The organism is Streptomyces fumanus, from assembly GCF_014655295.1.
In the GTDB taxonomy this organism is placed as follows: domain Bacteria; phylum Actinomycetota; class Actinomycetes; order Streptomycetales; family Streptomycetaceae; genus Streptomyces; species Streptomyces fumanus.
Genome location: NZ_BNBI01000009.1, coordinates 320,290 through 343,946, shown reverse-complemented (window position 1 = coordinate 343,946; position 23,657 = coordinate 320,290). Strand labels below are relative to the sequence as shown.

General features: G+C 68.5%; 37 protein-coding genes. 35 read left to right on the top strand and 2 right to left on the bottom strand.

Going from position 1 to position 23,657, the window contains the following annotated elements:
- Positions 1-284: 284 nt before the first annotated feature.
- The 31 genes from rpsJ to truA all read left to right on the top strand — a co-directional run bounded on the left by rpsJ (position 285) and on the right by truA (position 17,646).
- Positions 285-593 carry a 30S ribosomal protein S10 gene (rpsJ, locus tag IE316_RS21715; protein ID WP_003948644.1) on the top strand — a complete coding sequence of 103 codons (309 nt, stop codon included), beginning with the start codon at positions 285-287 and terminating at the stop codon, positions 591-593.
- Positions 594-610: 17 nt separating this feature from the next.
- Positions 611-1,255, top strand: coding sequence for a 50S ribosomal protein L3 (gene rplC, locus IE316_RS21710; protein ID WP_004984533.1), 645 nt, complete (start codon positions 611-613; stop codon positions 1,253-1,255).
- An 8-nt stretch (positions 1,256-1,263) separates the two neighbouring features.
- Positions 1,264-1,920 carry a 50S ribosomal protein L4 gene (rplD, locus tag IE316_RS21705; RefSeq protein ID WP_190206091.1) on the top strand — a complete coding sequence of 219 codons (657 nt, stop codon included), beginning with the start codon at positions 1,264-1,266 and terminating at the stop codon, positions 1,918-1,920.
- Entirely contained in the window at positions 1,920-2,339 is a 420-nt protein-coding gene (gene rplW, locus IE316_RS21700) for a 50S ribosomal protein L23 (RefSeq protein ID WP_190206090.1), read from the top strand. The genes rplD and rplW overlap by 1 nt, the downstream gene beginning before the upstream one ends.
- Positions 2,340-2,390: 51 nt before the next feature.
- The gene (gene rplB, locus IE316_RS21695; protein WP_190206089.1) at positions 2,391-3,227 is read left to right on the top strand and encodes a 50S ribosomal protein L2; all 837 of its coding nucleotides are present in this window, start codon (positions 2,391-2,393) and stop codon (positions 3,225-3,227) included.
- Positions 3,228-3,239: 12 nt separating this feature from the next.
- Positions 3,240-3,521: a 30S ribosomal protein S19 gene (gene rpsS, locus IE316_RS21690; RefSeq protein WP_010036728.1), complete on the top strand. Its 282-nt coding sequence runs from the start codon at positions 3,240-3,242 to the stop codon at positions 3,519-3,521.
- A gap of 41 nt (positions 3,522-3,562) precedes the next feature.
- Positions 3,563-3,910 (top strand): 50S ribosomal protein L22, encoded by a 348-nt coding sequence (rplV, locus tag IE316_RS21685; RefSeq protein ID WP_159668538.1) that lies wholly within the window; start codon positions 3,563-3,565, stop codon positions 3,908-3,910.
- Positions 3,910-4,740 carry a 30S ribosomal protein S3 gene (gene rpsC, locus IE316_RS21680; RefSeq protein ID WP_190206088.1) on the top strand — a complete coding sequence of 277 codons (831 nt, stop codon included), beginning with the start codon at positions 3,910-3,912 and terminating at the stop codon, positions 4,738-4,740. The genes rplV and rpsC overlap by 1 nt, the downstream gene beginning before the upstream one ends.
- Before the next feature lie 5 nt (positions 4,741-4,745).
- Positions 4,746-5,165 carry a 50S ribosomal protein L16 gene (gene rplP / locus IE316_RS21675; protein WP_190206087.1) on the top strand — a complete coding sequence of 140 codons (420 nt, stop codon included), beginning with the start codon at positions 4,746-4,748 and terminating at the stop codon, positions 5,163-5,165.
- Entirely contained in the window at positions 5,165-5,389 is a 225-nt protein-coding gene (gene rpmC / locus IE316_RS21670) for a 50S ribosomal protein L29 (protein WP_059079052.1), read from the top strand. Before rplP ends, rpmC begins: the two co-directional genes overlap by 1 nt.
- Entirely contained in the window at positions 5,386-5,673 is a 288-nt protein-coding gene (gene rpsQ, locus IE316_RS21665; RefSeq protein ID WP_190206086.1) for a 30S ribosomal protein S17, read from the top strand. Before rpmC ends, rpsQ begins: the two co-directional genes overlap by 4 nt.
- A 96-nt stretch (positions 5,674-5,769) precedes the next feature.
- The gene (gene rplN, locus IE316_RS21660; protein WP_003998823.1) at positions 5,770-6,138 is read left to right on the top strand and encodes a 50S ribosomal protein L14; all 369 of its coding nucleotides are present in this window, start codon (positions 5,770-5,772) and stop codon (positions 6,136-6,138) included.
- A gap of 2 nt (positions 6,139-6,140) precedes the next feature.
- On the top strand, positions 6,141-6,464 hold the full coding sequence (gene rplX / locus IE316_RS21655) for a 50S ribosomal protein L24 (RefSeq protein WP_190206085.1): 324 nt from the start codon (positions 6,141-6,143) through the stop codon (positions 6,462-6,464).
- Complete coding sequence (rplE, locus tag IE316_RS21650; protein ID WP_079308657.1) at positions 6,464-7,021, top strand: 50S ribosomal protein L5; 558 nt, start codon at positions 6,464-6,466, stop codon at positions 7,019-7,021. The genes rplX and rplE overlap by 1 nt, the downstream gene beginning before the upstream one ends.
- A 5-nt stretch (positions 7,022-7,026) precedes the next feature.
- On the top strand, positions 7,027-7,212 hold the full coding sequence (locus IE316_RS21645; protein ID WP_003956452.1) for a type Z 30S ribosomal protein S14: 186 nt from the start codon (positions 7,027-7,029) through the stop codon (positions 7,210-7,212).
- A 211-nt stretch (positions 7,213-7,423) separates the two neighbouring features.
- Positions 7,424-7,822, top strand: coding sequence for a 30S ribosomal protein S8 (gene rpsH, locus IE316_RS21640; protein WP_004984520.1), 399 nt, complete (start codon positions 7,424-7,426; stop codon positions 7,820-7,822).
- 24 nt (positions 7,823-7,846) lie between these two features.
- A complete protein-coding gene (rplF, locus tag IE316_RS21635; protein ID WP_190206084.1) occupies positions 7,847-8,386 on the top strand; it encodes a 50S ribosomal protein L6 in 540 nt (179 codons plus the stop codon).
- A 3-nt stretch (positions 8,387-8,389) separates the two neighbouring features.
- A complete protein-coding gene (gene rplR, locus IE316_RS21630; RefSeq protein WP_190206083.1) occupies positions 8,390-8,773 on the top strand; it encodes a 50S ribosomal protein L18 in 384 nt (127 codons plus the stop codon).
- Between the two features lie 36 nt (positions 8,774-8,809).
- Positions 8,810-9,418 carry a 30S ribosomal protein S5 gene (gene rpsE / locus IE316_RS21625; RefSeq protein WP_108954805.1) on the top strand — a complete coding sequence of 203 codons (609 nt, stop codon included), beginning with the start codon at positions 8,810-8,812 and terminating at the stop codon, positions 9,416-9,418.
- The gene (gene rpmD, locus IE316_RS21620; RefSeq protein WP_190206082.1) at positions 9,418-9,600 is read left to right on the top strand and encodes a 50S ribosomal protein L30; all 183 of its coding nucleotides are present in this window, start codon (positions 9,418-9,420) and stop codon (positions 9,598-9,600) included. The genes rpsE and rpmD overlap by 1 nt, the downstream gene beginning before the upstream one ends.
- Positions 9,601-9,602: 2 nt before the next feature.
- Positions 9,603-10,058: a 50S ribosomal protein L15 gene (gene rplO, locus IE316_RS21615; RefSeq protein ID WP_190206081.1), complete on the top strand. Its 456-nt coding sequence runs from the start codon at positions 9,603-9,605 to the stop codon at positions 10,056-10,058.
- Between the two features lie 240 nt (positions 10,059-10,298).
- Positions 10,299-11,612: a preprotein translocase subunit SecY gene (secY, locus tag IE316_RS21610; protein WP_190206080.1), complete on the top strand. Its 1,314-nt coding sequence runs from the start codon at positions 10,299-10,301 to the stop codon at positions 11,610-11,612.
- Positions 11,612-12,265 carry an adenylate kinase gene (locus tag IE316_RS21605; protein WP_190206079.1) on the top strand — a complete coding sequence of 218 codons (654 nt, stop codon included), beginning with the start codon at positions 11,612-11,614 and terminating at the stop codon, positions 12,263-12,265. Before secY ends, IE316_RS21605 begins: the two co-directional genes overlap by 1 nt.
- Before the next feature lie 130 nt (positions 12,266-12,395).
- On the top strand, positions 12,396-13,232 hold the full coding sequence (gene map / locus IE316_RS21600) for a type I methionyl aminopeptidase (RefSeq protein WP_190206078.1): 837 nt from the start codon (positions 12,396-12,398) through the stop codon (positions 13,230-13,232).
- A gap of 148 nt (positions 13,233-13,380) precedes the next feature.
- Positions 13,381-13,602, top strand: coding sequence for a translation initiation factor IF-1 (gene infA, locus IE316_RS21595; RefSeq protein WP_003948620.1), 222 nt, complete (start codon positions 13,381-13,383; stop codon positions 13,600-13,602).
- Positions 13,603-13,672: 70 nt separating this feature from the next.
- Entirely contained in the window at positions 13,673-13,786 is a 114-nt protein-coding gene (gene rpmJ, locus IE316_RS21590; RefSeq protein ID WP_003998809.1) for a 50S ribosomal protein L36, read from the top strand.
- Positions 13,787-13,976: 190 nt separating this feature from the next.
- Entirely contained in the window at positions 13,977-14,357 is a 381-nt protein-coding gene (gene rpsM / locus IE316_RS21585) for a 30S ribosomal protein S13 (RefSeq protein ID WP_006130767.1), read from the top strand.
- Between the two features lie 69 nt (positions 14,358-14,426).
- Positions 14,427-14,831: a 30S ribosomal protein S11 gene (rpsK, locus tag IE316_RS21580; protein WP_003948617.1), complete on the top strand. Its 405-nt coding sequence runs from the start codon at positions 14,427-14,429 to the stop codon at positions 14,829-14,831.
- Between the two features lie 118 nt (positions 14,832-14,949).
- Positions 14,950-15,972 carry a DNA-directed RNA polymerase subunit alpha gene (locus IE316_RS21575; RefSeq protein WP_003966937.1) on the top strand — a complete coding sequence of 341 codons (1,023 nt, stop codon included), beginning with the start codon at positions 14,950-14,952 and terminating at the stop codon, positions 15,970-15,972.
- A gap of 191 nt (positions 15,973-16,163) precedes the next feature.
- The gene (rplQ, locus tag IE316_RS21570; RefSeq protein ID WP_190206077.1) at positions 16,164-16,658 is read left to right on the top strand and encodes a 50S ribosomal protein L17; all 495 of its coding nucleotides are present in this window, start codon (positions 16,164-16,166) and stop codon (positions 16,656-16,658) included.
- A gap of 139 nt (positions 16,659-16,797) precedes the next feature.
- On the top strand, positions 16,798-17,646 hold the full coding sequence (truA, locus tag IE316_RS21565; protein WP_229910506.1) for a tRNA pseudouridine(38-40) synthase TruA: 849 nt from the start codon (positions 16,798-16,800) through the stop codon (positions 17,644-17,646).
- A gap of 21 nt (positions 17,647-17,667) precedes the next feature.
- Here the strand turns inward: truA and IE316_RS21560 are convergent, their stop codons facing one another.
- A complete protein-coding gene (locus IE316_RS21560) occupies positions 17,668-18,546 on the bottom strand; it encodes a hypothetical protein (RefSeq protein WP_190206076.1) in 879 nt (292 codons plus the stop codon).
- Between the two features lie 74 nt (positions 18,547-18,620).
- Between IE316_RS21560 and IE316_RS21555 the strand changes: the two genes are divergently transcribed.
- From IE316_RS21555 to glmM, 4 genes are all read left to right on the top strand, one after another.
- The gene (locus tag IE316_RS21555; protein ID WP_190206075.1) at positions 18,621-19,838 is read left to right on the top strand and encodes a glycosyltransferase 87 family protein; all 1,218 of its coding nucleotides are present in this window, start codon (positions 18,621-18,623) and stop codon (positions 19,836-19,838) included.
- 223 nt (positions 19,839-20,061) lie between these two features.
- A complete protein-coding gene (gene rplM / locus IE316_RS21550) occupies positions 20,062-20,505 on the top strand; it encodes a 50S ribosomal protein L13 (protein ID WP_190206074.1) in 444 nt (147 codons plus the stop codon).
- 42 nt (positions 20,506-20,547) lie between these two features.
- Positions 20,548-21,060 (top strand): 30S ribosomal protein S9, encoded by a 513-nt coding sequence (gene rpsI, locus IE316_RS21545; protein WP_003998795.1) that lies wholly within the window; start codon positions 20,548-20,550, stop codon positions 21,058-21,060.
- A gap of 169 nt (positions 21,061-21,229) precedes the next feature.
- The gene (gene glmM, locus IE316_RS21540; RefSeq protein WP_190206073.1) at positions 21,230-22,588 is read left to right on the top strand and encodes a phosphoglucosamine mutase; all 1,359 of its coding nucleotides are present in this window, start codon (positions 21,230-21,232) and stop codon (positions 22,586-22,588) included.
- A 123-nt stretch (positions 22,589-22,711) separates the two neighbouring features.
- Here glmM and IE316_RS21535 read toward each other — a convergent pair whose 3' ends face one another.
- Complete coding sequence (locus tag IE316_RS21535) at positions 22,712-23,644, bottom strand: DUF389 domain-containing protein (RefSeq protein ID WP_190206072.1); 933 nt, start codon at positions 23,642-23,644, stop codon at positions 22,712-22,714.
- Positions 23,645-23,657: the final 13 nt, after the last annotated feature.

The following is a 23,657-nucleotide window of genomic DNA, read 5'->3' as shown; positions in this document are numbered from 1 at the left end:
GGGGGGACCGGAAGCGAGTCCCACAGTACTCGTCGCTCCTCATCAGGGGCGGACGTACGGGAATCTTCCGGGAAGCGTGAGCGGGGTACCGGCCAGGCGCCCGGTGGGCTTTCGCCCCTGGTCCGCGGTTCCGGAAGGGCCCGCACTCCCCATCGCAGGGATGTTCGAACAAGGGACATCTGTGTCAGCGGGAGCGCGACACGCCCGACCGCGTGGGTCGGAAGGCGAACGGCAGGAAACTCCGGGTTCCAGAGCGTGAGAAGAGACAGGACTACGAAGTAGCCATGGCGGGACAGAAGATCCGCATCCGGCTCAAGGCCTACGACCACGAGGTCATCGACTCTTCGGCGAAGAAGATCGTCGAGACGGTGACCCGTACTGGTGCGTCGGTCGCGGGCCCGGTGCCGCTGCCCACTGAGAAGAACGTGTACTGCGTCATCAAGTCGCCGCACAAGTACAAGGACTCGCGCGAGCACTTCGAGATGCGCACGCACAAGCGCCTGATCGACATCCTCGACCCGACCCCCAAGACCGTTGACTCTCTGATGCGACTCGACCTCCCGGCCGGTGTCGACATCGAGATCAAGCTCTGAGGCCGGTGATCTGAACGATGGCTAAGCAGATCAAGGGCATCCTGGGCGAGAAGCTCGGCATGACGCAGGTGTGGGACGAGAACAACCGCGTTGTTCCCGTCACCGTCGTCAAGGCCGGGCCCAATGTCGTCACCCAGGTCCGCACGAACGACGTCGACGGCTACGAGTCCGTCCAGATCGCCTTCGGCGAGATCGACCCGCGCAAGGTGAACAAGCCCCTCAAGGGCCACTTCGCCAAGGCCGACGTCACCCCCCGTCGTCACCTCGTCGAGATCCGCACGTCGGACGCCTCCGAGTACACGCTGGGCCAGGAAGTCACCGCCGAGGTGTTCGAGGCCGGCGTGAAGGTCGACGTGACCGGCAAGAGCAAGGGCAAGGGCTTCGCCGGTGTCATGAAGCGCCACAACTTCGGTGGCCTCGGCGCCGGACACGGCACCCAGCGCAAGCACCGCTCGCCGGGCTCCATCGGTGGCTGCGCCACCCCGGGCCGCGTGTTCAAGGGCCTCCGCATGGCGGGTCGCATGGGCAACGAGCGGGTCACCACCCAGAACCTGACCGTCCACGCCGTTGACGCGGAGAAGGGTCTGCTGCTCATCAAGGGCGCGGTTCCCGGTCCGAACGGCGGCCTCGTCCTGGTCCGCACCGCGGCCAAGGGGGCCTGAGGTAACCGATGAGCACTGTTGACATCCTTTCGCCGGCTGGCGACAAGGCCGGTACCGTCGAGCTCCCCGCGGAGATCTTCGGCGTTGAGAAGGTCAGCATCCCGCTGATCCACCAGGTCGTCGTCGCCCAGCTCGCCGCTGCCCGCCAGGGCACCCACAAGACCAAGACGCGTGGCGAGGTCCGCGGCGGTGGCAAGAAGCCGTACCGCCAGAAGGGCACCGGTCGCGCCCGCCAGGGCTCGACCCGCGCGCCGCAGTTCGCCGGTGGTGGCGTCGTGCACGGTCCCGTGCCGCGCGACTACTCGCAGCGGACCCCGAAGAAGATGAAGGCCGCCGCCCTGCGGCACGCCCTCACCGACCGGGCGCGTCACAACCGCATCCACGTCGTCTCCGGCGTGGTCGAGGGCGAGACCCCCTCCACCAAGGCCGCCAAGAGCCTGTTCGGCAAGATCAGCGAGCGCAAGAACCTGCTCCTGGTCGTCGACCGCTCCGACGAGGCCGCGTGGCTGTCCGCCCGCAACCTGCCCCAGGTCCACATCCTGGAGCCGGGCCAGCTCAACACGTACGACGTTCTCGTCTCGGACGACGTGGTCTTCACCCAGGCCGCGTTCGAGTCCTTCGTGTCCGGCCCGAAGGCCACCGACACCGAAGGGAGCGAGGTCTGATGGCCATCCGTCACCCCGCTATCGCCTCGAAGGCTGCCAAGAAGGCCAAGGAAGCGCGCCTGAAGAAGGCCCGCCGCCACGCCACCGAGGGCAAGAACACCGTCGTCACCCCGGCCAGCAAGGCGTACACGGACCCCCGTGACGTGCTGCTGAAGCCGGTCGTGTCCGAGAAGAGCTACGCGCTCATCGACGAGAACAAGTACACGTTCATCGTCGACCCGCGGGCCAACAAGACCCAGATCAAGGAGGCCGTGCAGTCGGTCTTCTCGGTCAAGGTCACCGGGGTCAACACGATCAACCGCCAGGGCAAGCGCAAGCGCACCCGCACCGGCTTCGGCCAGCGCGCGGCCACCAAGCGCGCGATCGTGACCCTTGCCGAGGGCGACCGTATCGACATCTTCGGCGGTCCGACCGCGTAAGCGGTCGGGATCGTCCAGATTTCGGAAATCACTTCCGAGGACTGAGAGACAATGGGAATCCGCAAGTACAAGCCGACGACTCCTGGCCGTCGTGGCGCCAGCGTCGCCGACTTCGTCGAGGTCACGCGGTCCACGCCGGAGAAGTCGCTGGTTCGCCCGCTGCACAGCAAGGGCGGCCGTAACAACGCCGGTCGTGTGACCGTTCGCCACCAGGGTGGCGGACACAAGCGCGCCTACCGCGTGATCGACTTCCGTCGTCACGACAAGGACGGCGTGCCGGCGAAGGTCGCGCACATCGAGTACGACCCCAACCGCACCGCGCGCATCGCGCTGCTGCACTACGCCGACGGCGAGAAGCGCTACATCCTCGCCCCGCGCAACCTGCACCAGGGCGACACCGTGGAGAACGGCCCCGGGGCCGACATCAAGCCGGGCAACAACCTGGCCCTGCGCAACATCCCGGTGGGTACCACGATCCACGCGATCGAGCTGCGCCCCGGTGGCGGCGCCAAGTTCGCCCGCTCCGCCGGTGCCTCCGTGCAGTTGCTGGCGAAGGAGGGCGTCTACGCCCACCTGCGCATGCCCTCCGGTGAGATCCGCCTGGTCGACGTGCGCTGCCGCGCCACCGTCGGCGAGGTCGGAAACGCCGAGCAGAGCAACATCAACTGGGGCAAGGCCGGCCGCAAGCGGTGGCTGGGCGTCCGCCCGACCGTCCGCGGTGTGGTCATGAACCCGGTGGACCACCCGCACGGTGGTGGTGAGGGCCGGACCTCCGGTGGCCGCCACCCCGTGTCCCCGTGGGGCAAGAAGGAAGGCCGTACTCGTTCGCCCAAGAAGGCGTCGAACAAGTACATCGTCCGCCGCCGCAAGACGAACAAGAAGCGCTAAGGACGGGTTGAGATGCCTCGTAGCTTGAAGAAGGGACCCTTCGTCGACGACCACCTGATCAAGAAGGTGGACGCGCAGAACGAAGCCGGTACCAAGAACGTCATCAAGACCTGGTCCCGTCGCTCGATGATCGTCCCGGCCATGCTCGGCCACACGATCGCGGTGCACAACGGCAAGACCCACATTCCGGTGTTCGTCACCGAGTCGATGGTCGGCCACAAGCTCGGCGAGTTCTCGCCGACGCGCACCTTCCGGGGTCACGTGAAGGACGACCGGAAGTCGAAGCGCCGCTAAGGCGGGGTGGAATGACCATGACAGACACTGGAAGGACGACCATGGAAGCCAGGGCCCAGGCGCGGTACATCCGCGTCACGCCCATGAAGGCCCGCCGCGTGGTGGACCTCATCCGTGGCATGGACGCCACGGAGGCTCAGGCGGTCCTGCGTTTCGCCCCGCAGGCCGCGAGCGTGCCGGTCGGCAAGGTGCTCGACAGCGCCATCGCCAACGCCGCGCACAACTACGACCACACCGATGTCGACAGCCTCTACGTCTCCGAGGCGTACGTCGACGAGGGCCCGACCCTGAAGCGGTTCCGGCCGCGCGCCCAGGGCCGCGCCTACCGGATCCGCAAGCGGACCAGCCACATCACCGTGGTCGTCAGCAGCAAGGAAGGAACCCGGTAATGGGCCAGAAGGTAAACCCGCACGGGTTCCGGCTCGGTGTCACGACCGACTTCAAGTCGCGTTGGTACGCCGACAAGCTGTACAAGGACTACGTCAAGGAAGACGTCGCCATCCGCCGGATGATGACGTCCGGCATGGAGCGCGCCGGCATCTCCAAGGTCGAGATCGAGCGCACCCGTGACCGTGTCCGCGTGGACATCCACACGGCGCGTCCGGGCATCGTCATCGGCCGCCGCGGCGCCGAGGCCGACCGCATCCGCGGTGACCTGGAGAAGCTGACCGGCAAGCAGGTCCAGCTCAACATCCTCGAGGTCAAGAACCCGGAGACCGACGCTCAGCTCGTGGCCCAGGCCGTCGCCGAGCAGCTCTCCTCCCGCGTCTCCTTCCGCCGGGCCATGCGCAAGAGCATGCAGTCCGCCATGAAGGCCGGCGCCAAGGGCATCAAGATCCAGTGCGGTGGCCGCCTCGGCGGCGCCGAGATGTCCCGCTCGGAGTTCTACCGCGAGGGCCGCGTGCCCCTGCACACGCTCCGCGCGAACGTGGACTACGGCTTCTTCGAGGCCAAGACGACCTTCGGCCGCATCGGCGTGAAGGTCTGGATCTACAAGGGCGACGTCAAGAACATCGCCGAGGTCCGCGCCGAGAACGCCGCCGCCCGTGCCGGCAACCGCCCGGCCCGTGGTGGCAACGACCGCCCGGCCCGTGGTGGCCGCGGTGGCGAGCGTCGCGGGCGCAAGCCGCAGCAGCAGACGGCTCCGGCCGCCGAGGCCCCCAAGGCCGAGGCGCCCGCCGCTGCCGCTCCGGCTGAGAGCACCGGAACGGAGGGCTGACCGACATGCTGATCCCCCGTAGGGTCAAGCACCGCAAGCAGCACCACCCCAAGCGCAGTGGTATGGCCAAGGGTGGCACGCAGGTCGCGTTCGGCGAGTACGGTATCCAGGCGCTGACCCCGGCGTACGTCACGAACCGACAGATCGAGGCGGCTCGTATCGCCATGACCCGCCACATCAAGCGTGGCGGCAAGGTCTGGATCAACATCTACCCGGACCGCCCCCTCACCAAGAAGCCCGCCGAGACCCGCATGGGTTCCGGTAAGGGTTCGCCGGAGTGGTGGGTGGCCAACGTCAAGCCCGGACGCGTCATGTTCGAGCTGTCGTACCCCAACGAGAAGATCGCGCGCGAGGCCCTGACCCGTGCGGCTCACAAGCTGCCGATGAAGTGCAAGATCGTCAAGCGCGAGGCAGGTGAAGCGTGATGTCGGCCGGTACCAAGGCGTCCGAGCTGCGCGAGCTGGGCAACGAGGAGCTGCTCAACAAGCTCCGCGAGGCCAAGGAAGAGCTGTTCAACCTCCGTTTCCAGGCGGCGACCGGTCAGCTCGAGAACCACGGCCGGCTGAAGGCCGTCCGTAAGGACATCGCGCGGATCTACACCCTGATGCGCGAGCGCGAGCTGGGCATCGAAACGGTGGAGAACGCATGAGCGAGAACAACGTGACTGAGCAGAACACTGACGCGCGCGGCTTCCGCAAGACGCGCGAGGGTTACGTCGTCAGCGACAAGATGGACAAGACCGTCGTCGTCGCCGTCGAGGACCGCGTCAAGCACGCCCTGTACGGCAAGGTCATCCGCCGTACGAACAAGCTCAAGGCGCACGACGAGCAGAACGCCGCGGGTGTCGGCGACCGCGTCCTCCTGATGGAGACCCGGCCGCTGTCCGCGACCAAGCGCTGGCGCGTCGTCGAGATCCTCGAGAAGGCCAAGTAATTCCTGCGGGGCAAACCCCGCAGGTCAGTTCCGCCAGGCTCCGGGGGCCGTTCTCGAACGGCCCCCGGGGAACCGGCAGACGATCAGGAGATAGACGTGATCCAGCAGGAGTCGCGACTGCGTGTCGCCGACAACACGGGTGCGAAGGAGATCCTCTGCATCCGTGTGCTCGGTGGCTCCGGTCGCCGCTACGCGGGTATCGGTGACGTCATCGTCGCCACCGTCAAGGACGCGATCCCCGGTGGCAACGTGAAGAAGGGTGACGTCGTCAAGGCGGTCATCGTTCGCACCGTCAAGGAGCGCCGCCGTCCGGACGGCTCGTACATCCGCTTCGACGAGAACGCCGCCGTCATTCTGAAGAACGACGGCGACCCTCGCGGCACCCGTATCTTCGGCCCGGTCGGCCGTGAGCTGCGCGAGAAGAAGTTCATGAAGATCATCTCCCTCGCGCCGGAGGTGCTGTGAGCATGAAGATCAAGAAGGGCGACCTGGTCCAGGTCATCACCGGTAAGGACAAGGGCAAGCAGGGCAAGGTCATCGCGGCCTTCCCCCGCGAGGACCGGGTCCTGGTCGAGGGTGTCAACCGGGTCAAGAAGCACACCAAGGCCGGTCCCACGGCTCGTGGTTCGCAGGCCGGCGGCATCGTCACCACCGAGGCCCCCATTCACGTGAGCAACGTTCAGCTCGTCGTGGAGAAGGACGGTCAGAAGGTCGTGACCCGCGTCGGTTACCGCTTCGACGAAGAGGGCAACAAGATCCGCGTTGCCAAGCGGACGGGTGAGGACATCTGATGGCTACCACCACCACTCCGCGTCTGAAGACGAAGTACCGCGAGGAGATCGCGGGCAAGCTGCGTGACGAGTTCAAGTACGAGAACGTCATGCAGGTCCCCGGCCTCGTCAAGATCGTGGTCAACATGGGTGTGGGCGACGCCGCCCGCGACTCCAAGCTGATCGAGGGCGCCATCCGCGACCTCACCACGATCACCGGTCAGAAGCCGGCCGTCACCAAGGCCCGCAAGTCCATCGCGCAGTTCAAGCTGCGCGAGGGCCAGCCGATCGGTGCCCACGTCACCCTTCGTGGCGACCGCATGTGGGAGTTCCTGGACCGCACCCTGTCGCTGGCGCTCCCGCGCATCCGTGACTTCCGCGGCCTGTCCCCCAAGCAGTTCGACGGCCGGGGCAACTACACCTTCGGTCTCACGGAGCAGGTCATGTTCCACGAGATCGACCAGGACAAGATCGACCGCGTCCGGGGTATGGACATCACCGTGGTCACCACGGCGACCAACGACGACGAGGGCCGCGCCCTCCTTCGTCACCTCGGCTTCCCGTTCAAGGAGGCGTGAGCGAGATGGCGAAGAAGGCTCTGATTGCCAAGGCTGCTCGCAAGCCCAAGTTCGGTGTGCGCGCGTACACCCGCTGCCAGCGCTGCGGCCGCCCGCACTCCGTCTACCGCAAGTTCGGCCTGTGCCGCGTGTGCCTTCGTGAGATGGCTCACCGTGGCGAGCTGCCGGGCGTGACCAAGAGCTCCTGGTAATCCGGTAGTTCCGGACTCCCAGGGCTCTCGGTAAGCAATGGGACGGCAGGAGGCCCACCCCCGCATGGCTTAGGCTGGTGGGGTTGGGCGCCTGCCGCGCCCGTACGACTTACTACGCCGTAGGTCCACCGCGCCGCACCCGTCCCGTCTCGGATCGGGGAGAGGGATGGCGCACCAGGAAACCCCGGCGAGAGAGGCCGAAGGCCAATTCATGACCATGACTGATCCGATCGCAGACATGCTGACGCGTCTGCGGAACGCGAACTCGGCGTACCACGACTCCGTGGCGATGCCGCACTCGAAGATCAAGTCTCACATCGCGGAGATCCTCCAGCAGGAGGGCTTCATCACGGGCTGGAAGGTCGAGGACGCCGAGGTCGGCAAGAACCTCGTCCTGGAGCTGAAGTTCGGCCCCAACCGTGAGCGCTCCATCGCGGGCATCAAGCGGATCTCCAAGCCCGGCCTCCGGGTGTACGCGAAGTCCACCAACCTGCCGAAGGTGCTGGGCGGCCTCGGCGTGGCGATCATCTCCACGTCGCACGGGCTCCTCACCGACAAGCAGGCCGGCAAGAAGGGCGTGGGTGGGGAAGTCCTCGCCTACGTCTGGTAGCAGAAGGGAACGGAGGAAACAGCTATGTCGCGCATCGGCAAGCTCCCCATCGCGGTTCCCGCCGGCGTGGACGTCACCATCGACGGCCGGACGGTCTCGGTCAAGGGGCCCAAGGGCTCGCTGACCCACACCGTCGTGGCGCCGATCGAGATCGCCAAGGGTGAGGACGGCGTTCTGAACGTCACCCGCCCCAACGACGAGCGTCAGAGCAAGGCCCTGCACGGCCTGTCGCGCACGCTGGTGGCGAACATGATCACCGGCGTGACCCAGGGTTACGTGAAGAAGCTCGAGATCAGCGGTGTCGGTTACCGCGTGGTCGCCAAGGGTTCGAACCTGGAGTTCTCCCTCGGCTACAGCCACCCGATCCTCGTCGAGGCCCCCGAGGGCATCACCTTCAAGGTGGAGACCCCGACCCGTTTCTCGGTCGAGGGCATCGACAAGCAGAAGGTCGGCGAGGTCGCGGCGAACATCCGCAAGCTGCGCAAGCCCGACCCGTACAAGGCCAAGGGCGTCAAGTACGAGGGCGAAGTCATCCGCCGCAAGGTCGGAAAGGCGGGTAAGTAAGCCATGGCATACGGGCAGAAGATCCTCAAGGGCGACGCCTACAAGCGCGCCGCGATCAAGCGCCGTCACATCCGCATCCGCAAGAAGGTCGCGGGTACGGCGGAGCGTCCCCGTCTGGTCGTGACCCGCTCCAACCGCCACATCGTGGCGCAGGTGATCGACGACCTCAAGGGCCACACCCTGGCGTCGGCGTCCACCCTGGACAGCTCGATCCGCGGTGCCGAGGGCGACAAGTCCTCGCAGGCCAAGCAGGTCGGTGCCCTGGTCGCCGAGCGCGCCAAGGCCGCCGGTGTCGAGGCCGTCGTGTTCGACCGTGGTGGCAACCAGTACGCCGGGCGCATCGCCGCCCTGGCGGACGCCGCCCGCGAGGCCGGGCTCAAGTTCTGAGCCGCTTGTAGCTAGCGGAAAGAGAGAGGTAATCCAATGGCTGGACCCCAGCGCCGCGGAAGCGGTGCCGGTGGCGGCGAGCGGCGGGACCGGAAGGGCCGTGACGGCGGCGCTGCTGCCGCCGAGAAGACCGCGTACGTCGAGCGCGTCGTCGCGATCAACCGCGTCGCCAAGGTTGTGAAGGGTGGTCGTCGCTTCAGCTTCACCGCGCTGGTCGTGGTGGGCGACGGTGACGGCACCGTGGGTGTCGGATACGGCAAGGCCAAGGAGGTGCCGGCCGCCATCGCCAAGGGTGTCGAGGAGGCCAAGAAGCACTTCTTCAAGGTCCCCCGCATCCAGGGCACCATCCCGCACCCGATCACGGGTGAGAAGGCGGCCGGTGTCGTGCTGCTCAAGCCCGCGTCCCCCGGTACCGGTGTTATCGCCGGTGGCCCGGTGCGCGCGGTGCTGGAGTGCGCCGGCATCCACGACGTGCTGTCGAAGTCGCTCGGCTCGTCGAACGCGATCAACATCGTGCACGCGACCGTGGAGGCCCTGAAGGGCCTGCAGCGTCCCGAGGAGATCGCGGCCCGCCGCGGTCTGCCCCTCGAGGACGTCGCCCCCGCGGCCCTGCTGCGTGCGCGTGCCGGGGCGGGGGCTGCGTAATGGCTCAGCTCAAGATCACGCAGACGAAGTCGTACATCGGCAGCAAGCAGAACCACCGTGACACCCTGCGTTCGCTTGGCCTGAAGAAGGTCAACGACGTGGTCGTCAAGGAGGACCGTCCCGAGTTCCGCGGCATGGTGCACACCGTCCGCCACCTCGTGACGGTCGAGGAGGTCGACTGATCATGGCGGAGAACAACCCGCTCAAGATCCACAACCTCCGTCCCGCCCCGGGCGCCAAGACCGCCAAGACCCGTGTGGGTCGTGGTGAGGCGTCGAAGGGTAAGACGGCCGGTCGTGGTACGAAGGGCACCAAGGCCCGTTACCAGGTTCCGGAGAGCTTCGAGGGTGGCCAGATGCCGCTCCACATGCGTCTCCCGAAGCTGAAGGGCTTCAAGAACCCGTTCAAGACCGAGTACCAGGTCGTGAACCTCGACAAGCTGGCCAAGCTCTACCCGCAGGGTGGCGAGGTCACGGTCGAGGACCTGGTCGCCAAGGGCGCCGTTCGCAAGAACAGCCTGGTCAAGGTCCTCGGCGAGGGCGAGATCTCCGTGGCGGTCGAGGTGAAGGTCGACCGGGCCTCCGCCTCCGCCAAGGAGAAGATCGCCGCCGCCGGCGGCAGCGTCACCGAGCTCGTCTGAACACCACAGGCGTCTCGATGACTTGAGCGATCCCGACCGGGGATACCCACAAATGGGGTATCCCCGGTTGGTCGTTCCTAGGGCGGTGGTGTCGCCGGTAAGGTGGCCTGCACTGCCCTCTTTCCCGGGTGCCGCACATGGGGCACCCTGAGCGGCAGTTGACCGTTACCTGTTAAGTCGTCAGTCGAACCTCAAGACCGTCACCCTTGACGCGCCAGCGCGGGGGTCGCAGGAGGCACCGTGCTCACCGCGTTCGCCCGGGCGTTCAAGACGCCCGACCTGCGCAAGAAGCTGCTCTTCACGCTCGGCATCATCGTGGTGTACCGAGTGGGTACCCACATCCCGATTCCCGGCATCGACTACAAGAACGTCCAGGAATGTGTGGACCAGGCGTCGGGCAACCAGGGCCTCTTCGGTCTGGTCAACATGTTCAGCGGCGGCGCGCTGCTCCAGATCACGGTCTTCGCGCTCGGCATCATGCCGTACATCACCGCGAGCATCATTCTGCAGTTGCTCACCGTGGTGATCCCGCGCCTGGAGGCCCTGAAGAAGGAGGGCCAGGCCGGCACGGCGAAGATCACGCAGTACACCCGGTACCTGACCATCGCGCTCGCCATCCTGCAGGGCACCGGCCTGGTCGCCACCGCCCGCAGCGGCGCCCTGTTCTCCGGCTGCACGGTCGCCAACCAGATCGTCCCGGACCGCGCGATCTTCTACACCGTCGTCATGGTGATCTGCATGACCGCCGGCACGGCCTGTGTCATGTGGCTCGGTGAGCTGATCACCGACCGCGGCATCGGCAACGGCATGTCGATCCTGATGTTCATCTCGATCGCCGCCACCTTCCCGTCCGCGCTGTGGGCCATCAAGACCCAGGGCGACCTGGCCGGCGGCTGGATCGAGTTCGGCACCGTGATCGTGGTCGGCCTGGTCATGGTCGGCCTGGTGGTCTTCGTGGAGCAGGCCCAGCGCCGCATCCCGGTGCAGTACGCCAAGCGGATGGTCGGCCGCCGCTCCTACGGGGGCACGTCCACCTACATCCCGCTCAAGGTGAACCAGGCGGGCGTGATCCCCGTCATCTTCGCGTCGTCGCTGCTCTACATCCCGGCGCTGATCGCCCAGTTCTCCAGCGGCACATCCGGGTGGAAGACCTGGATCGAGGCCAACCTGGTCAAGGGCGACCACCCGATCTACATCACGCTGTACTTCTTGCTCATCGTTTTCTTCGCGTTCTTCTACGTGGCGATCTCCTTCAACCCCGAGGAAGTCGCGGACAACATGAAGAAGTATGGTGGCTTCATCCCGGGCATCCGGGCTGGCCGACCGACCGCTGAGTATCTGAGCTACGTACTCAACCGGATCACCTGGCCGGGTTCGCTGTATCTGGGTCTGATCGCTCTCGTACCGACGATGGCGTTGGTTGGTTTCGGGGCAAACCAGAACTTCCCGTTCGGCGGGACGAGCATCCTGATCATCGTGGGTGTCGGTCTCGAAACGGTGAAGCAGATCGAGAGCCAGCTCCAGCAGCGCAATTACGAAGGGTTCCTCCGCTGATGCGAATCGTCCTCGTCGGGCCGCCGGGCGCCGGTAAGGGAACGCAGGCCACCCGGCTTGCCGAGACGCTGCACATCCCGCACATCTCCACGGGTGACCTGTTCCGCGCCAACATCAGCCAGCAGACCGAGCTGGGCAAGCTCGCCAAGTCCTACATGGACGCGGGCAACCTGGTGCCGGACGAGGTCACGATCGCGATGGCCAAGGACCGCATGGAGCAGCCCGACGCCGAGGGCGGCTTCCTGCTGGACGGCTTCCCGCGGAACGTGTCGCAGGCGGAGGCGCTGGACGAGCTGCTCGAGACCGAGGACATGGGGCTCGACGCGGTACTGGACCTGGAGGCGCCGGAGGAGGAGGTCGTCAAGCGCATCGCGGGACGACGGGTGTGCCGGAACAATTCGGCGCACGTCTTCCACGTGACGTACACCCCGCCGAAGCAGGAGGGCGTCTGCGACGTCTGCGGCGGCGAGCTGTACCAGCGCGACGACGACTCCGAGGAGACGGTCCGCAAGCGGCTGGAGGTCTACCACACGCAGACCGAGCCGATTATCGACTACTACAAGGCGCAGGGCCTGGTGGTGACCATCTCGGCCATGGGGCCGGTGGACGAGGTCACGGGCCGCGCGCTGGAGGCGCTCAAGCGCGAGAAGTAGGTCCCGCACGCCGTGCGCAGCCGCGGTCCGCCTCCGGGCGGGCCGCGGCTGTGGTGTGGGGTGCCCCGTATCGTTGTCGGTGTCCGTCGTTGTTCGTCGTTTTCCTGGTCCGAGAAAGGCCGCAGCCCCCATGGTGCAGATCAAGAGCCCCGAGCAGATCGCCAAGATGCGTGAGGCGGGGCTGGTCGTCGCCGCCATCCACGCGGCCACGCGGGAGGCGGCGGTGCCCGGTGCCACCACCAGGGACCTGGACCAGGTGGCCCGCAAGGTGCTGGCCGACCACGGCGCCAAGCCGAACTTCCTCGGCTACGGCGGCTTCCCCGCGACCATCTGCACCTCCGTGAACGAGGTCGTGGTGCACGGCATCCCCTCCGACGAGGTGGTGCTCAAGGACGGGGACATCATCTCCGTGGACTGCGGCGCGATCATCGACGGCTGGCACGGCGACGCCGCGTACACGGCCTTCGTCGGCTCCGGGCACGCTCCGGAGCTGGTCGAGCTGTCCCGGGTCACCGAGGAGTCCATGTGGGCCGGCATCGCGGCCATGAAGCAGGGCAACCGCCTGGTGGACATCTCCCGGGCCATCGAGACCTACATCCGCCGCCAGCCCAAGCCGGGCGGCGGCCGGTACGGGATCATCGAGGACTACGGCGGCCACGGCATCGGCACCGAGATGCACATGGACCCGCACCTGCTGAACTACGTCGACCGCCGGCGCGGCAAGGGCCCGAAGCTGGTCCCCGGCCTCTGCCTGGCCATCGAGCCGATGGTGTCGCTGGGCACGCCGAAGACCGAGGTGCTCCAGGACGACTGGACCGTCATCACCACGGACGGCACCTGGTCCTCCCACTGGGAGCACTCCGTCGCCCTCACCGAGGACGGCCCCCTGGTGCTGACCGCCCCCGACGGCGGCAAGGCCAAGCTCGCCGAGTACGGGATCACGGCGGCGCCGGACCCGCTTGCGTAACGATCTAGGGGCTGGGGCAGACTTCCTCGTTTCGCCTTTTCGGGAGTGCTGTCGTAGACTGACTCGTCGGCTCTTGTGCACCCGCATGTCTGCATGCGCCTAGGGGTGCCCGGGGGTCGATCAAGGTAGTCGATTCGAAGGGCGAAGCGTGGCCAAGAAGCAGGGTGCCATCGAGATCGAGGGCACTGTCGTCGAGTCTCTGCCGAACGCCATGTTCAAGGTCGAGCTCCAGAACGGCCACCAGGTCCTGGCACACATCAGCGGCAAGATGCGTATGCACTACATCCGTATCCTCCCTGACGACCGGGTCGTGGTGGAGCTGTCTCCGTACGACCTGACGCGTGGCCGGATCGTCTACCGGTACAAGTAGATCTTGCCCACGTCCCGCGGCGGCAACGACGAGGGACGGCCGGCAACTGACCCGGAGAACCTCACATCCCATGAAGGTCAAGCCGAGCGTCAAGAAGATCTGCGACAAGTGCAGGGTGATCCGCCGTCACGGTCGGGTCATGGTCATCTGCGAGAACCCGCGCCACAAGCAGCGCCAGGGCTGACCGCAGAACCAGACCCTCTGCTTCTCCGCAGAGATTCGCGCGACGCGAGCTGAATATGTTCATACGCAGGTCCCGGGCGCCTCGGCGCCTGACACCCCCGGTTCGGAGGCCGGGGACCCAGTTCGTACCTCGTACGGCGGCTGGGAGCCGGTCCTGTGGAAGACCTCCGAAGATCACCAGGAGCCATTGAATGGCACGCGTTTCCGGTGTTGACATCCCGCGCGAAAAGCGTGTGGAGATCGCCCTCACCTACGTGTTCGGCATCGGCCGGACCCTCTCGCAGCAGACGCTCGCTGCCACCGGCGTGGACCCGAACACCCGTGTTCGCGACCTCACCGAAGAGCAGCTCGTCGCGATCCGCGAGTACGTCGACAACAACATCAAGACCGAGGGTGACCTCCGTCGCGAGATCCAGGCCGACATCCGCCGCAAGGTCGAGATCGGTACCTACCAGGGTCTGCGTCACCGTCGTGGTCTGCCCGTCCGCGGTCAGCGCACCAGCACGAACGCGCGTACCCGCAAGGGCCCGCGTCGCGCCATCGCCGGCAAGAAGAAGCCGGGCAAGAAGTAGTCCTCAGCGGACAACGCTTCATCAGCGGTCTTCGCTGTAGGACCGACCACCTCCCCGTAGGAGTTATAGATGCCCCCCAAGGGTCGTCAGGGCGCTGCCAAGAAGGTGCGCCGCAAGGAAAAGAAGAACGTCGCTCACGGCCACGCGCACATCAAGAGCACGTTCAACAACACGATCGTGTCGATCACCGACCCGACCGGCAACGTGATCTCCTGGGCCTCCGCCGGCCACGTCGGCTTCAAGGGCTCCCGGAAGTCCACGCCGTTCGCCGCGCAGATGGCCGCCGAGTCGGCCGCCCGCCGCGCCCAGGAGCACGGCATGCGCAAGGTCGACGTGTTCGTCAAGGGCCCGGGTTCCGGTCGTGAGACCGCGATCCGTTCCCTCCAGGCGACCGGTCTCGAGGTCGGCTCCATCCAGGACGTCACCCCGACCCCGCACAACGGCTGCCGTCCGCCGAAGCGCCGTCGCGTCTGATTGCGCTTTGCAGGGACTTTCCGGGCGGTACGGCTCCCGAAAGGGGCCGTATCGCCCGTACCCTTGCAGTACCAAGTCGGGCGTCATATAGCGGGCGCCCCTGACTGAAGGAACACACATGCTGATCGCTCAGCGTCCCTCGTTGACCGAAGAGGTCGTCGACGAGTTCCGCTCCCGGTTCGTGATCGAGCCGCTGGAGCCGGGCTTCGGCTACACCCTCGGCAACTCCCTCCGCCGGACCCTCCTCTCCTCGATCCCCGGTGCCGCCGTCACCAGCATCCGGATCGACGGCGTGCTGCACGAGTTCACCACCGTGCCGGGCGTCAAGGAGGACGTCACCGACCTGATCCTCAACATCAAGCAGCTCGTGGTCTCCTCGGAGCACGACGAGCCGGTCGTGATGTACCTGCGCAAGCAGGGCCCGGGTCTGGTCACCGCCGCCGACATCGCGCCCCCGGCCGGTGTCGAGGTGCACAACCCCGACCTGGTCCTCGCCACGCTCAACGGCAAGGGCAAGCTGGAGATGGAGCTGACCGTCGAGCGCGGTCGCGGCTATGTCTCCGCCGTGCAGAACAAGCAGGTCGGCCAGGAGATCGGCCGTATCCCGGTCGACTCGATCTACTCGCCGGTCCTCAAGGTCACGTACAAGGTCGAGGCGACGCGTGTCGAGCAGCGCACCGACTTCGACAAGCTGATCGTCGACGTCGAGACCAAGCAGGCGATGCGTCCGCGCGACGCCATGGCCTCGGCCGGCAAGACCCTGGTCGAGCTGTTCGGTCTCGCCCGCGAGCTGAACATCGACGCCGAGGGCATCGACATGGGTCCGTCCCCGACGGACGCGGCGCTGGCGGCCGACCTCGCGCTCCCGATCGAGGAGCTGGAGCTGACCGTCCGGTCGTACAACTGCCTGAAGCGCGAGGGCATCCACTCCGTGGGCGAGCTGGTCGCGCGGTCCGAGGCGGACCTGCTCGACATCCGCAACTTCGGCGCCAAGTCGATCGACGAGGTCAAGGCGAAGCTGGCGGGCATGGGCCTGGCGCTCAAGGACTCGCCCCCCGGGTTCGACCCGACCGCCGCGGCGGACGCGTTCGGCGCGGACGACGACGCGGACGCCGGGTTCGTGGAGACCGAGCAGTACTGACGATGCGTTGTGGGTGCGGGTGCGCTGCGGCTTGTCGCGCCCACGCGACGGAGTCGCACATCGACACCGCCCCGCGCCCCTTCCGGACCGGCCCCCTCGGGGCCCGGCCCGGATCTCCGACAGGCGTCCGCCTGCTCGGATACTGACTCCGGTACCTGATACGGCCGGGGCAGACACCTAGGAGAGACACCATGCCGAAGCCCACCAAGGGTGCCCGTCTGGGCGGCAGCGCCGCGCACGAGAAGCTGCTGCTCGCGAACCTCGCGAAGTCGCTGTTCGAGCACGGCCGCATCACCACGACCGAGGCGAAGGCGCGCAAGCTGCGTCCGTACGCCGAGCGTCTGGTCACCAAGGCGAAGAAGGGCGACCTTCACAACCGCCGTCAGGTGCTCCAGGTCATCACGGACAAGAGCGTCGTCCACACGCTCTTCACCGAGATCGGCCCGCGGTACGAGAACCGTCCCGGTGGCTACACCCGTATCACCAAGATCGGCAACCGCCGTGGTGACAACGCGCCCATGGCCGTCATCGAGCTGGTCGAGGCGCTGACCGTCGCCCAGCAGGCGACGGGCGAGGCCGAGGCCGCGACGAAGCGCGCGGTCAAGGAGTCCGAGGAGGCCAAGGTCGAGGAGACCAAGGCCGACGAGGCCGCCGAGGCGCCGGCCGAGGAGTCCAAGGACGCGTAAGCGTTCTGGCGGGGGCTGTGCGGTCGGCCGCGGGTTCGTCGTGGCTGGTCGCGCAGTTCCCCGCGCCCCTTCAGGGCGTTGGCGGGTCCGTCCCTTTCCCGGGGGCGGGCCCGCTTTTCGGTGCTGAGAGGAACTGGTTGTGAGTGATGAAGTGCGGGTGCGGCTCGATCTGTCGTACGACGGGGCCGGGTTCTCCGGGTGGGCCAAGCAGGCCGGGGGGCGGCGGACCGTGCAGGGGGAGATCGAGGACGCCCTGCGGACGGTCACGCGGTCGGAACGGACGTACGAGCTGACCGTGGCCGGGCGGACCGATGCCGGGGTGCACGCCCGGGGCCAGGTCGCGCATGTGGATCTGCCGCGGGAGGTCTGGGACGCGCACCGGGAGAAGCTGCTGAAGCGGCTCGCCGGGCGGTTGCCCAAGGACGTGCGGATCTGGTCGGTCAGACCGGCACCGGACGGGTTCGACGCGCGGTTCTCCGCCATCTGGCGGCGCTACGCCTACCGGGTCACCGATCATCCGGGCGGCGTCGACCCGCTGCTGCGCGGACATGTGCTGTGGCACGACTGGCCGCTCGACGTGGACGCCATGAATGAGGCCGCGCGGGCGCTGCTCGGGGAGCACGACTTCGCCGCGTACTGCAAGCGGCGGGAGGGCGCCACCACCATCCGTACGCTCCAGGAGCTGAGCCTGGTCCGGGGGGCGGACGGGGTGATCACCGCCACCGTGCGGGCCGACGCCTTCTGCCACAACATGGTGCGCTCGCTGATCGGCGCGCTGCTGTTCGTCGGGGACGGGCACCGGACGCCGGACTGGCCGGGGAAGGTGCTGGCGGGCGGCGTACGGGACTCGGCGGTGCATGTCGTACGGCCGCACGGGCTGACGCTGGAGGAGGTCGGCTATCCGGCGGACGAGCTGCTCGCGGCCCGCAGCCGGGAGGCGCGCAACCGGCGCTCCCTGCCCGGGGCGGCCGGTTGCGCGGGGTGTTAGCCCCCCAGGTCCCCCCGCTTCCTAGCGGGTGGCCGCCGCCGATGCCTGGGCCTGGCCGCGCCGGTGGATCTGGTCGAAGGTGAACCGCGCCAGGTCGTCGCCGGCCCGGAAGACCGCGGTGTCCTGCTCGGTGACGTCCTTGCCGCTGGTGAAGCCGGCCAGGGTGAAGTAGGCGTACCGGCCGTAGGAGTTGGTGGTGGACCGGCAGATCTGGCCGGTGCAGAACGGGTCCACCCCGCCGCCGGAGAGCGACCGGATGTTGCTCTTGGTGTCCGCCTGCGACTTGGTCGCCGTGGCCTGCGCCTCCGTGTCGAAGACGGCCACCCCGACGGTCACCGCGATGTCGCCCTTGGTGTAAGTGACGCGGATCATACGGGTGCAGCCGTTGGCGGTGAGCAGCGGCGGCAGGCTCTGCTGGGCGGCGCCGGAGCAGGTGCGGGTGTCGGCGGTCGGGCCCTTCTTGTAGACCGTCTCGTTCATGGTGAGCTGGGTGCCGGGGAAGAGGACGTCCGGGCCGAGCGGCGCGGTGTCCTTCTTGGCGCTGGCGATGAAGTCCTTCGGGTCCAGCGGCGGCGGCGCGCTGGTCGGCGCGAACGAGGGGGCCGTCGCGGTCGCGCTCGGCAGCCCGGCCGTCGACGGCAGTTGCGAGGACGGCTGGTCGGAGGCCGAACCGGTGCCGTCCGCCGAGACCACCGCCACCGCGACGGCGGCCGCCACCGCCACCGTGGCCAGCGCCCCGCCGCAGATGAACAGCAGCCTGCGCCGCTTGGCGCGGGCCTCGGACGCCTCGGCGAGCGCGGCCCAGTCCGGCGCGTCGCCGCCGCCGCTCCAGGACTGCTGCTGCGATTGCGGTTTCCAGGGATCCCACCCGGAGTCGGGTCCCCCCTGCCCAAAGCTCATGGGCCGCATCTTAGACGGGCCGGGCGGCGCGCTGGTCCGCCTCAACGGGCCCCGCAGCGCCTAGCGTTCCTCCCATGCGGACGGGCAAAAGCGACATCTCCGGGTGGTTGGTACGACCGGCGGGTGGGGCCGCGTGGGCGGCCCTGGCGGCGGTGCTGGCGGCACTGGCGGCGAGCACGGCACGGGCCAGACCCGACGGCGGGATGGACAACGCGATCGTGGTCCGGGCCGCCCGCGCCTGGCTCGCGGGCGGCGACCCCTACGACGACCCGCACTTCCTCTACTTCCCGAGCGCCGTGCTGGCCGCCGTCCCGCAGGCCCTGCTGCCCGACGCGGCGCTGCGCGCGCTGGTGCCCTGTGCCGTGACCGTCCTGCTCACCGCGGGCTGGGGCTGCGCCCTGCAACTGCACCGGGTGCCGGGCACCAGCAGGCTCGGCGTGCTCGGCCTGACCGCGCTGGCGGCCGGGTTCGCGCCCTTCGGGCACCTGATCCACCTGGGCAACTGGACGGTCACCGCGGCCGCCGCGCTGCCGCTCTGCCTGCTGCTGGCGGACCGGGGCCGCTGGGTCGCGGCGGGCGCGGTGCTCGGCGCCGCCGTGGCGCTCAAGCCGCTGCTCGCCCCGGTCGCCCTGCTGTTCCTGCTGGCCGGGCGGTGGCGGGCGCTGGCGGCGGCGGTCCTGGTGCCGGCCCTGGCCTCCGGCGCGGCGGCGCTGCTGATGCCCGACCCGGCCGGTTTCTTCACCCGCACCCTGCCCTTCCTGCTCCACGGCGACGACGGCTTCGTCCGCTCCTGGGAGGCGTCCCTCCCGGCCGTCCTGCCCCGCCTCGGCGTACCCGGCCCGCTCGCCCAGGTGATCGCCCTGCTCGCGGCCGGCGCCGGGGTGCTCTGCGCCCGCCGGCGCTGGCGGCGGGCCGGCCCCGGCCCGCTCCGCCTCGCCGAGACCGGGGCCGGCCTGATGCTCTCCGCGTTCCTGGTCTCCCGCCCCTCCTACGACCACTACCTCCTGGTCGTGGTGCCCCTGCTGCTGGCCGGAGTGCCCTACGAGGACGGTGTCGCCCGGCGGCCCTGGTTCTGGCTCGCCCTGGTCCCGCAACTGCCCGGGGTCACCTGGCCCGGTCTGGAGGCGCCCCGGCAGCGCGCCCTCAAGGACGCCTTCACGCTCGGTGCGCTGGCCGCCACGGTCGCCCTGCACTCCGTACGGGGCCGGGCCGGCCGGGTCCCGGAAGGCGCCCGCGCCGGTCTACCGCGGCGGGCACGTACAGTAGAGGTGGACAGCAGTGGCACCGGGTGACGGCGATCCCTCGTTTTGACCCTCCTGGGGCACCCCGGTATCCTGCTTGTTCGTTGTGTATTGGCTTGCTCATTCTCACGGGACGGGCCCTTACACCGGTCCACCGGGCCGATGACCAGCGACTCCACGTGTGCGGTTTGCGTCGCCGCCGTGCGGTCAAGGCTGTCGTGATCGTTTCGGTGACCTTGTCAGGACCATTCACTCGAAGCGAAGGCTACGAACCGTGCGTACGTACAGCCCCAAGCCCGGCGATGTGACGCGCCAGTGGCACGTCATCGATGCTCAGGACGTCGTCCTGGGTCGTCTCGCCTCCACCGCGGCCTCCCTTCTGCGGGGCAAGCACAAGCCGATCTACGCGCCCCACGTCGACACCGGTGACTTCGTCATCATCATCAACGCCGACAAGGTGCACCTCTCCGGCAACAAGCGGACCCAGAAGATGGCCTACCGCCACTCCGGCTACCCGGGCGGTCTGCGCTCGGTCCGCTACGACGAGCTGCTGGACAAGAACCCCGAGAAGGCCATCGAGAAGGCCGTCAAGGGCATGCTCCCCAAGAACACGCTGGGCCGTCAGATGCTCTCGAAGCTGAAGGTCTACAAGGGTGACCAGCACCCGCACGGCGCGCAGCAGCCGCAGCCGTACGAGATCACCCAGGTCGCGCAGTAAGTCCGGCCACCCCCTAAGACTGAAGAGAATCTGAGGAGAATCGTGGCCGAGACCACTGCCGAGCAGCCGCTCGAAGAGCTTGACATCGACAGCTACACCACCGAGTCCGAGGTCCCCGTCGAGGGCGAGTACACCTCGGAGTCCCTGGCCTCCCGCTTCGGCGAGCCCCAGCCGGCCGCCGGCCTGGGCCGCCGCAAGAACGCCATCGCCCGTGTCCGGATCGTCCCGGGCACCGGCAAGTGGAAGATCAACGGCCGCACCCTCGAGGACTACTTCCCGAACAAGGTGCACCAGCAGGAGGTCAACGAGCCCTTCAAGGTGCTCGAGCTGGAGGGCCGCTACGACGTCATCGCCCGCATCGCCGGTGGCGGCGTCTCCGGCCAGGCCGGTGCCCTCCGCCTCGGTGTCGCGCGCGCCCTCAACGAGGCCGACGTCGACAACAACCGTGGCCCGCTGAAGAAGGCCGGCTTCCTGCGCCGCGACGACCGTGCGGTCGAGCGGAAGAAGGCCGGTCTGAAGAAGGCCCGCAAGGCCCCGCAGTACAGCAAGCGCTAAATCTCCGACGCGCTGCGCGTACTCCGAACGCCCCGGCGGCACGCCTTTCGTGCCCCCGGGGCGTTCGTTTATCCCCAGCCGGGGGCGTATAACGGCACAAGACGCTCAAAGGCTTGTGTGATCGGATTGTCGGTGCGGCTCAGCATCTGACGCTTCCTCAGGAGGACAAGTGGGACGACTCTTCGGCACGGACGGCGTGCGCGGCGTCGCCAACGCGGACCTGACGGCCGAGCTGGCACTCGGCCTCTCCGTCGCCGCGGCGCACGTACTGGCCGAGGCGGGCACGTTCGAGGGACACCGGCCGACCGCCGTGGTCGGCCGTGATCCGCGCGCGTCCGGGGAGTTCCTGGAGGCCGCCGTGGTCGCGGGTCTGGCCAGCGCCGGCGTGGACGTGCTGCGGGTCGGCGTGCTGCCGACCCCCGCCGTCGCCCACCTCACCGGTGCGCTCGGCGCCGACCTCGGCGTGATGCTCTCCGCCAGCCACAACGCCATGCCCGACAACGGCATCAAGTTCTTCGCCCGCGGCGGCCACAAACTCGCCGACGAGCTGGAGGACCGCATCGAGTCGGTCTACGCCGAGCACCGCACCGGCGCCCCCTGGGACCGGCCGACCGGCGCCGGTGTCGGCCGGGTGCGGGACTACCTGGAGGGGACCGAGCAGTACATCGCCCACCTCGTCGGCGCCCTGCCGAACCGGCTCGACGGGCTGAAGATCGTCCTTGACGAGGCGCACGGCGCCGCCGCCCGAGTATCGCCCGAGGCGTTCACCCGGGCCGGCGCCGAGGTCGTCACCATCGGTGCCGCCCCCGACGGCCTCAACATCAACGACGGCTGCGGCTCCACCCACCTCGACCTGCTCAAGACCGCCGTCGTCGAGCACGGCGCGCACCTCGGCATCGCGCACGACGGCGACGCCGACCGGTGCCTGGCCGTGGACCACACCGGCGAGGAGGTCGACGGCGACCAGATCCTGGCGGTGCTCGCGCTGGCGCTGCGGGAGCGGTCCGCGCTGCGCTCCGACACCGTTGTCGCCACCGTCATGTCCAACCTGGGCTTCAAGCTCGCCATGGAACGCGAGGGCATCCACCTCGTCCAGACCGCGGTCGGCGACCGGTACGTGCTGGAGGAGATGAAAGAACACGGGTACGCCCTCGGCGGCGAGCAGTCCGGGCACGTCATCGTGCTGGACCACGCCACCACCGGGGACGGCACGCTGACCGGGCTGCTGCTGGCGGCGCGGGTCGCGCAGACCGGCCGTACGCTGCGGGAGCTGGCCTCCGTGATGGCGCGGCTGCCGCAGGTGCTGGTCAATGTGCCCGACGTGGACAAGGGGCGGGTGTCGACGTCGGCGGAGCTGGCGACGGCGGTGAGCGAGGCGGAGCGGGAGCTGGGGGGGACCGGGCGGGTGCTGCTGCGGCCGTCCGGGACGGAGCCGCTGGTGCGGGTGATGGTGGAGGCGGCGGATATCGAGCAGGCTCGGGCTGTGGCGGGGCGGTTGGCGGATGCGGTGAAGTCTGCGCTGGGGTAGTTCTTCGGGGCGGGTTCGGGGTGGGGGGTGCGGTGGTGTGCGGGCCGCGGGTGCGTCGTGGTTGATCGCGCCCACGCGGCGGAGCCGCATATCGATACAGCCCCGCGCCCCTATGGGGGCGCTTCAGCTCGTCCGGCGTTTCTTTGTTGACCACAGGGCCTTTTGCAGGAGCAGGGTCAGGGTGCCGGCCAGGATGATGCCCAGGAGGTTGAGGAGGAGCTGTTCGGCTGAGCGCCAGCCCTGGTGGGTGTCGCCGTAGAGGAGGGCGATGGCCGCGTTCGCGGCGGCCGGGACCGTGGTGACCGAGATGGCGACGCCGACCAGGGCGCCCGACTTGGCCGAGGTCAGGGAGAGGGTGCCCGCGGCGCCCGCGAGGACCGCCACGACGAACGAGAACCAGTCCGGGGCGTAGATGAAGCCGGTGTTGGGCCGTTCGGCCTCCAGTCGCCCCTCGCTGAACAGGCCGACGGCGTCCATGAAGAGGCCGAACCCGGCGGTGATCGTCATGGCCACGGCGAAGCCCACCAGCAGCGCGGTCACCGAGCGCAGCGCCAGCCTGGGGCTGCGCTGCACGACCGCCGTGCAGATACCGGCCAGCGGCCCGAACTCCGGGCCCACCGCCATCGCGCCGACGATCAGGATCGCGTTGTCCAGCACCACACCGCAGGCCGCGATCATCGTGGCGAGGGTGATGAACGCGACGTAGGTGACCGACAGGGTCGACTCCTCGTGCGTGGCCTCCGCCAACTGCTCCCACAGCACCGCGTCGGCGCCCTCGCCCGGCGCCTCCCGCTCGGCCCGGTCGGCGTACTCCGACAGCGACAGGTCGATGTTCTCGGCGGTGATCGCGCCGCAGGTGTCGAGGTCCAGCGCGCGCAGCCCGTCGATCAGTTCGTCAGCGGCCTCCCGCGCCACGTCGCACATCACGACGTCACCGGCCGGCCGGTGGGCGGCGCCGGGCAGGACGACCAGGTGGGCGGTGCCGACCGTCCGGTCGATCAGGCGGACCACGGCGTCGGTCTTCTCGGCCGGGGTGATCAGGCGCAGATGCAGCATGGCACCCATTCAA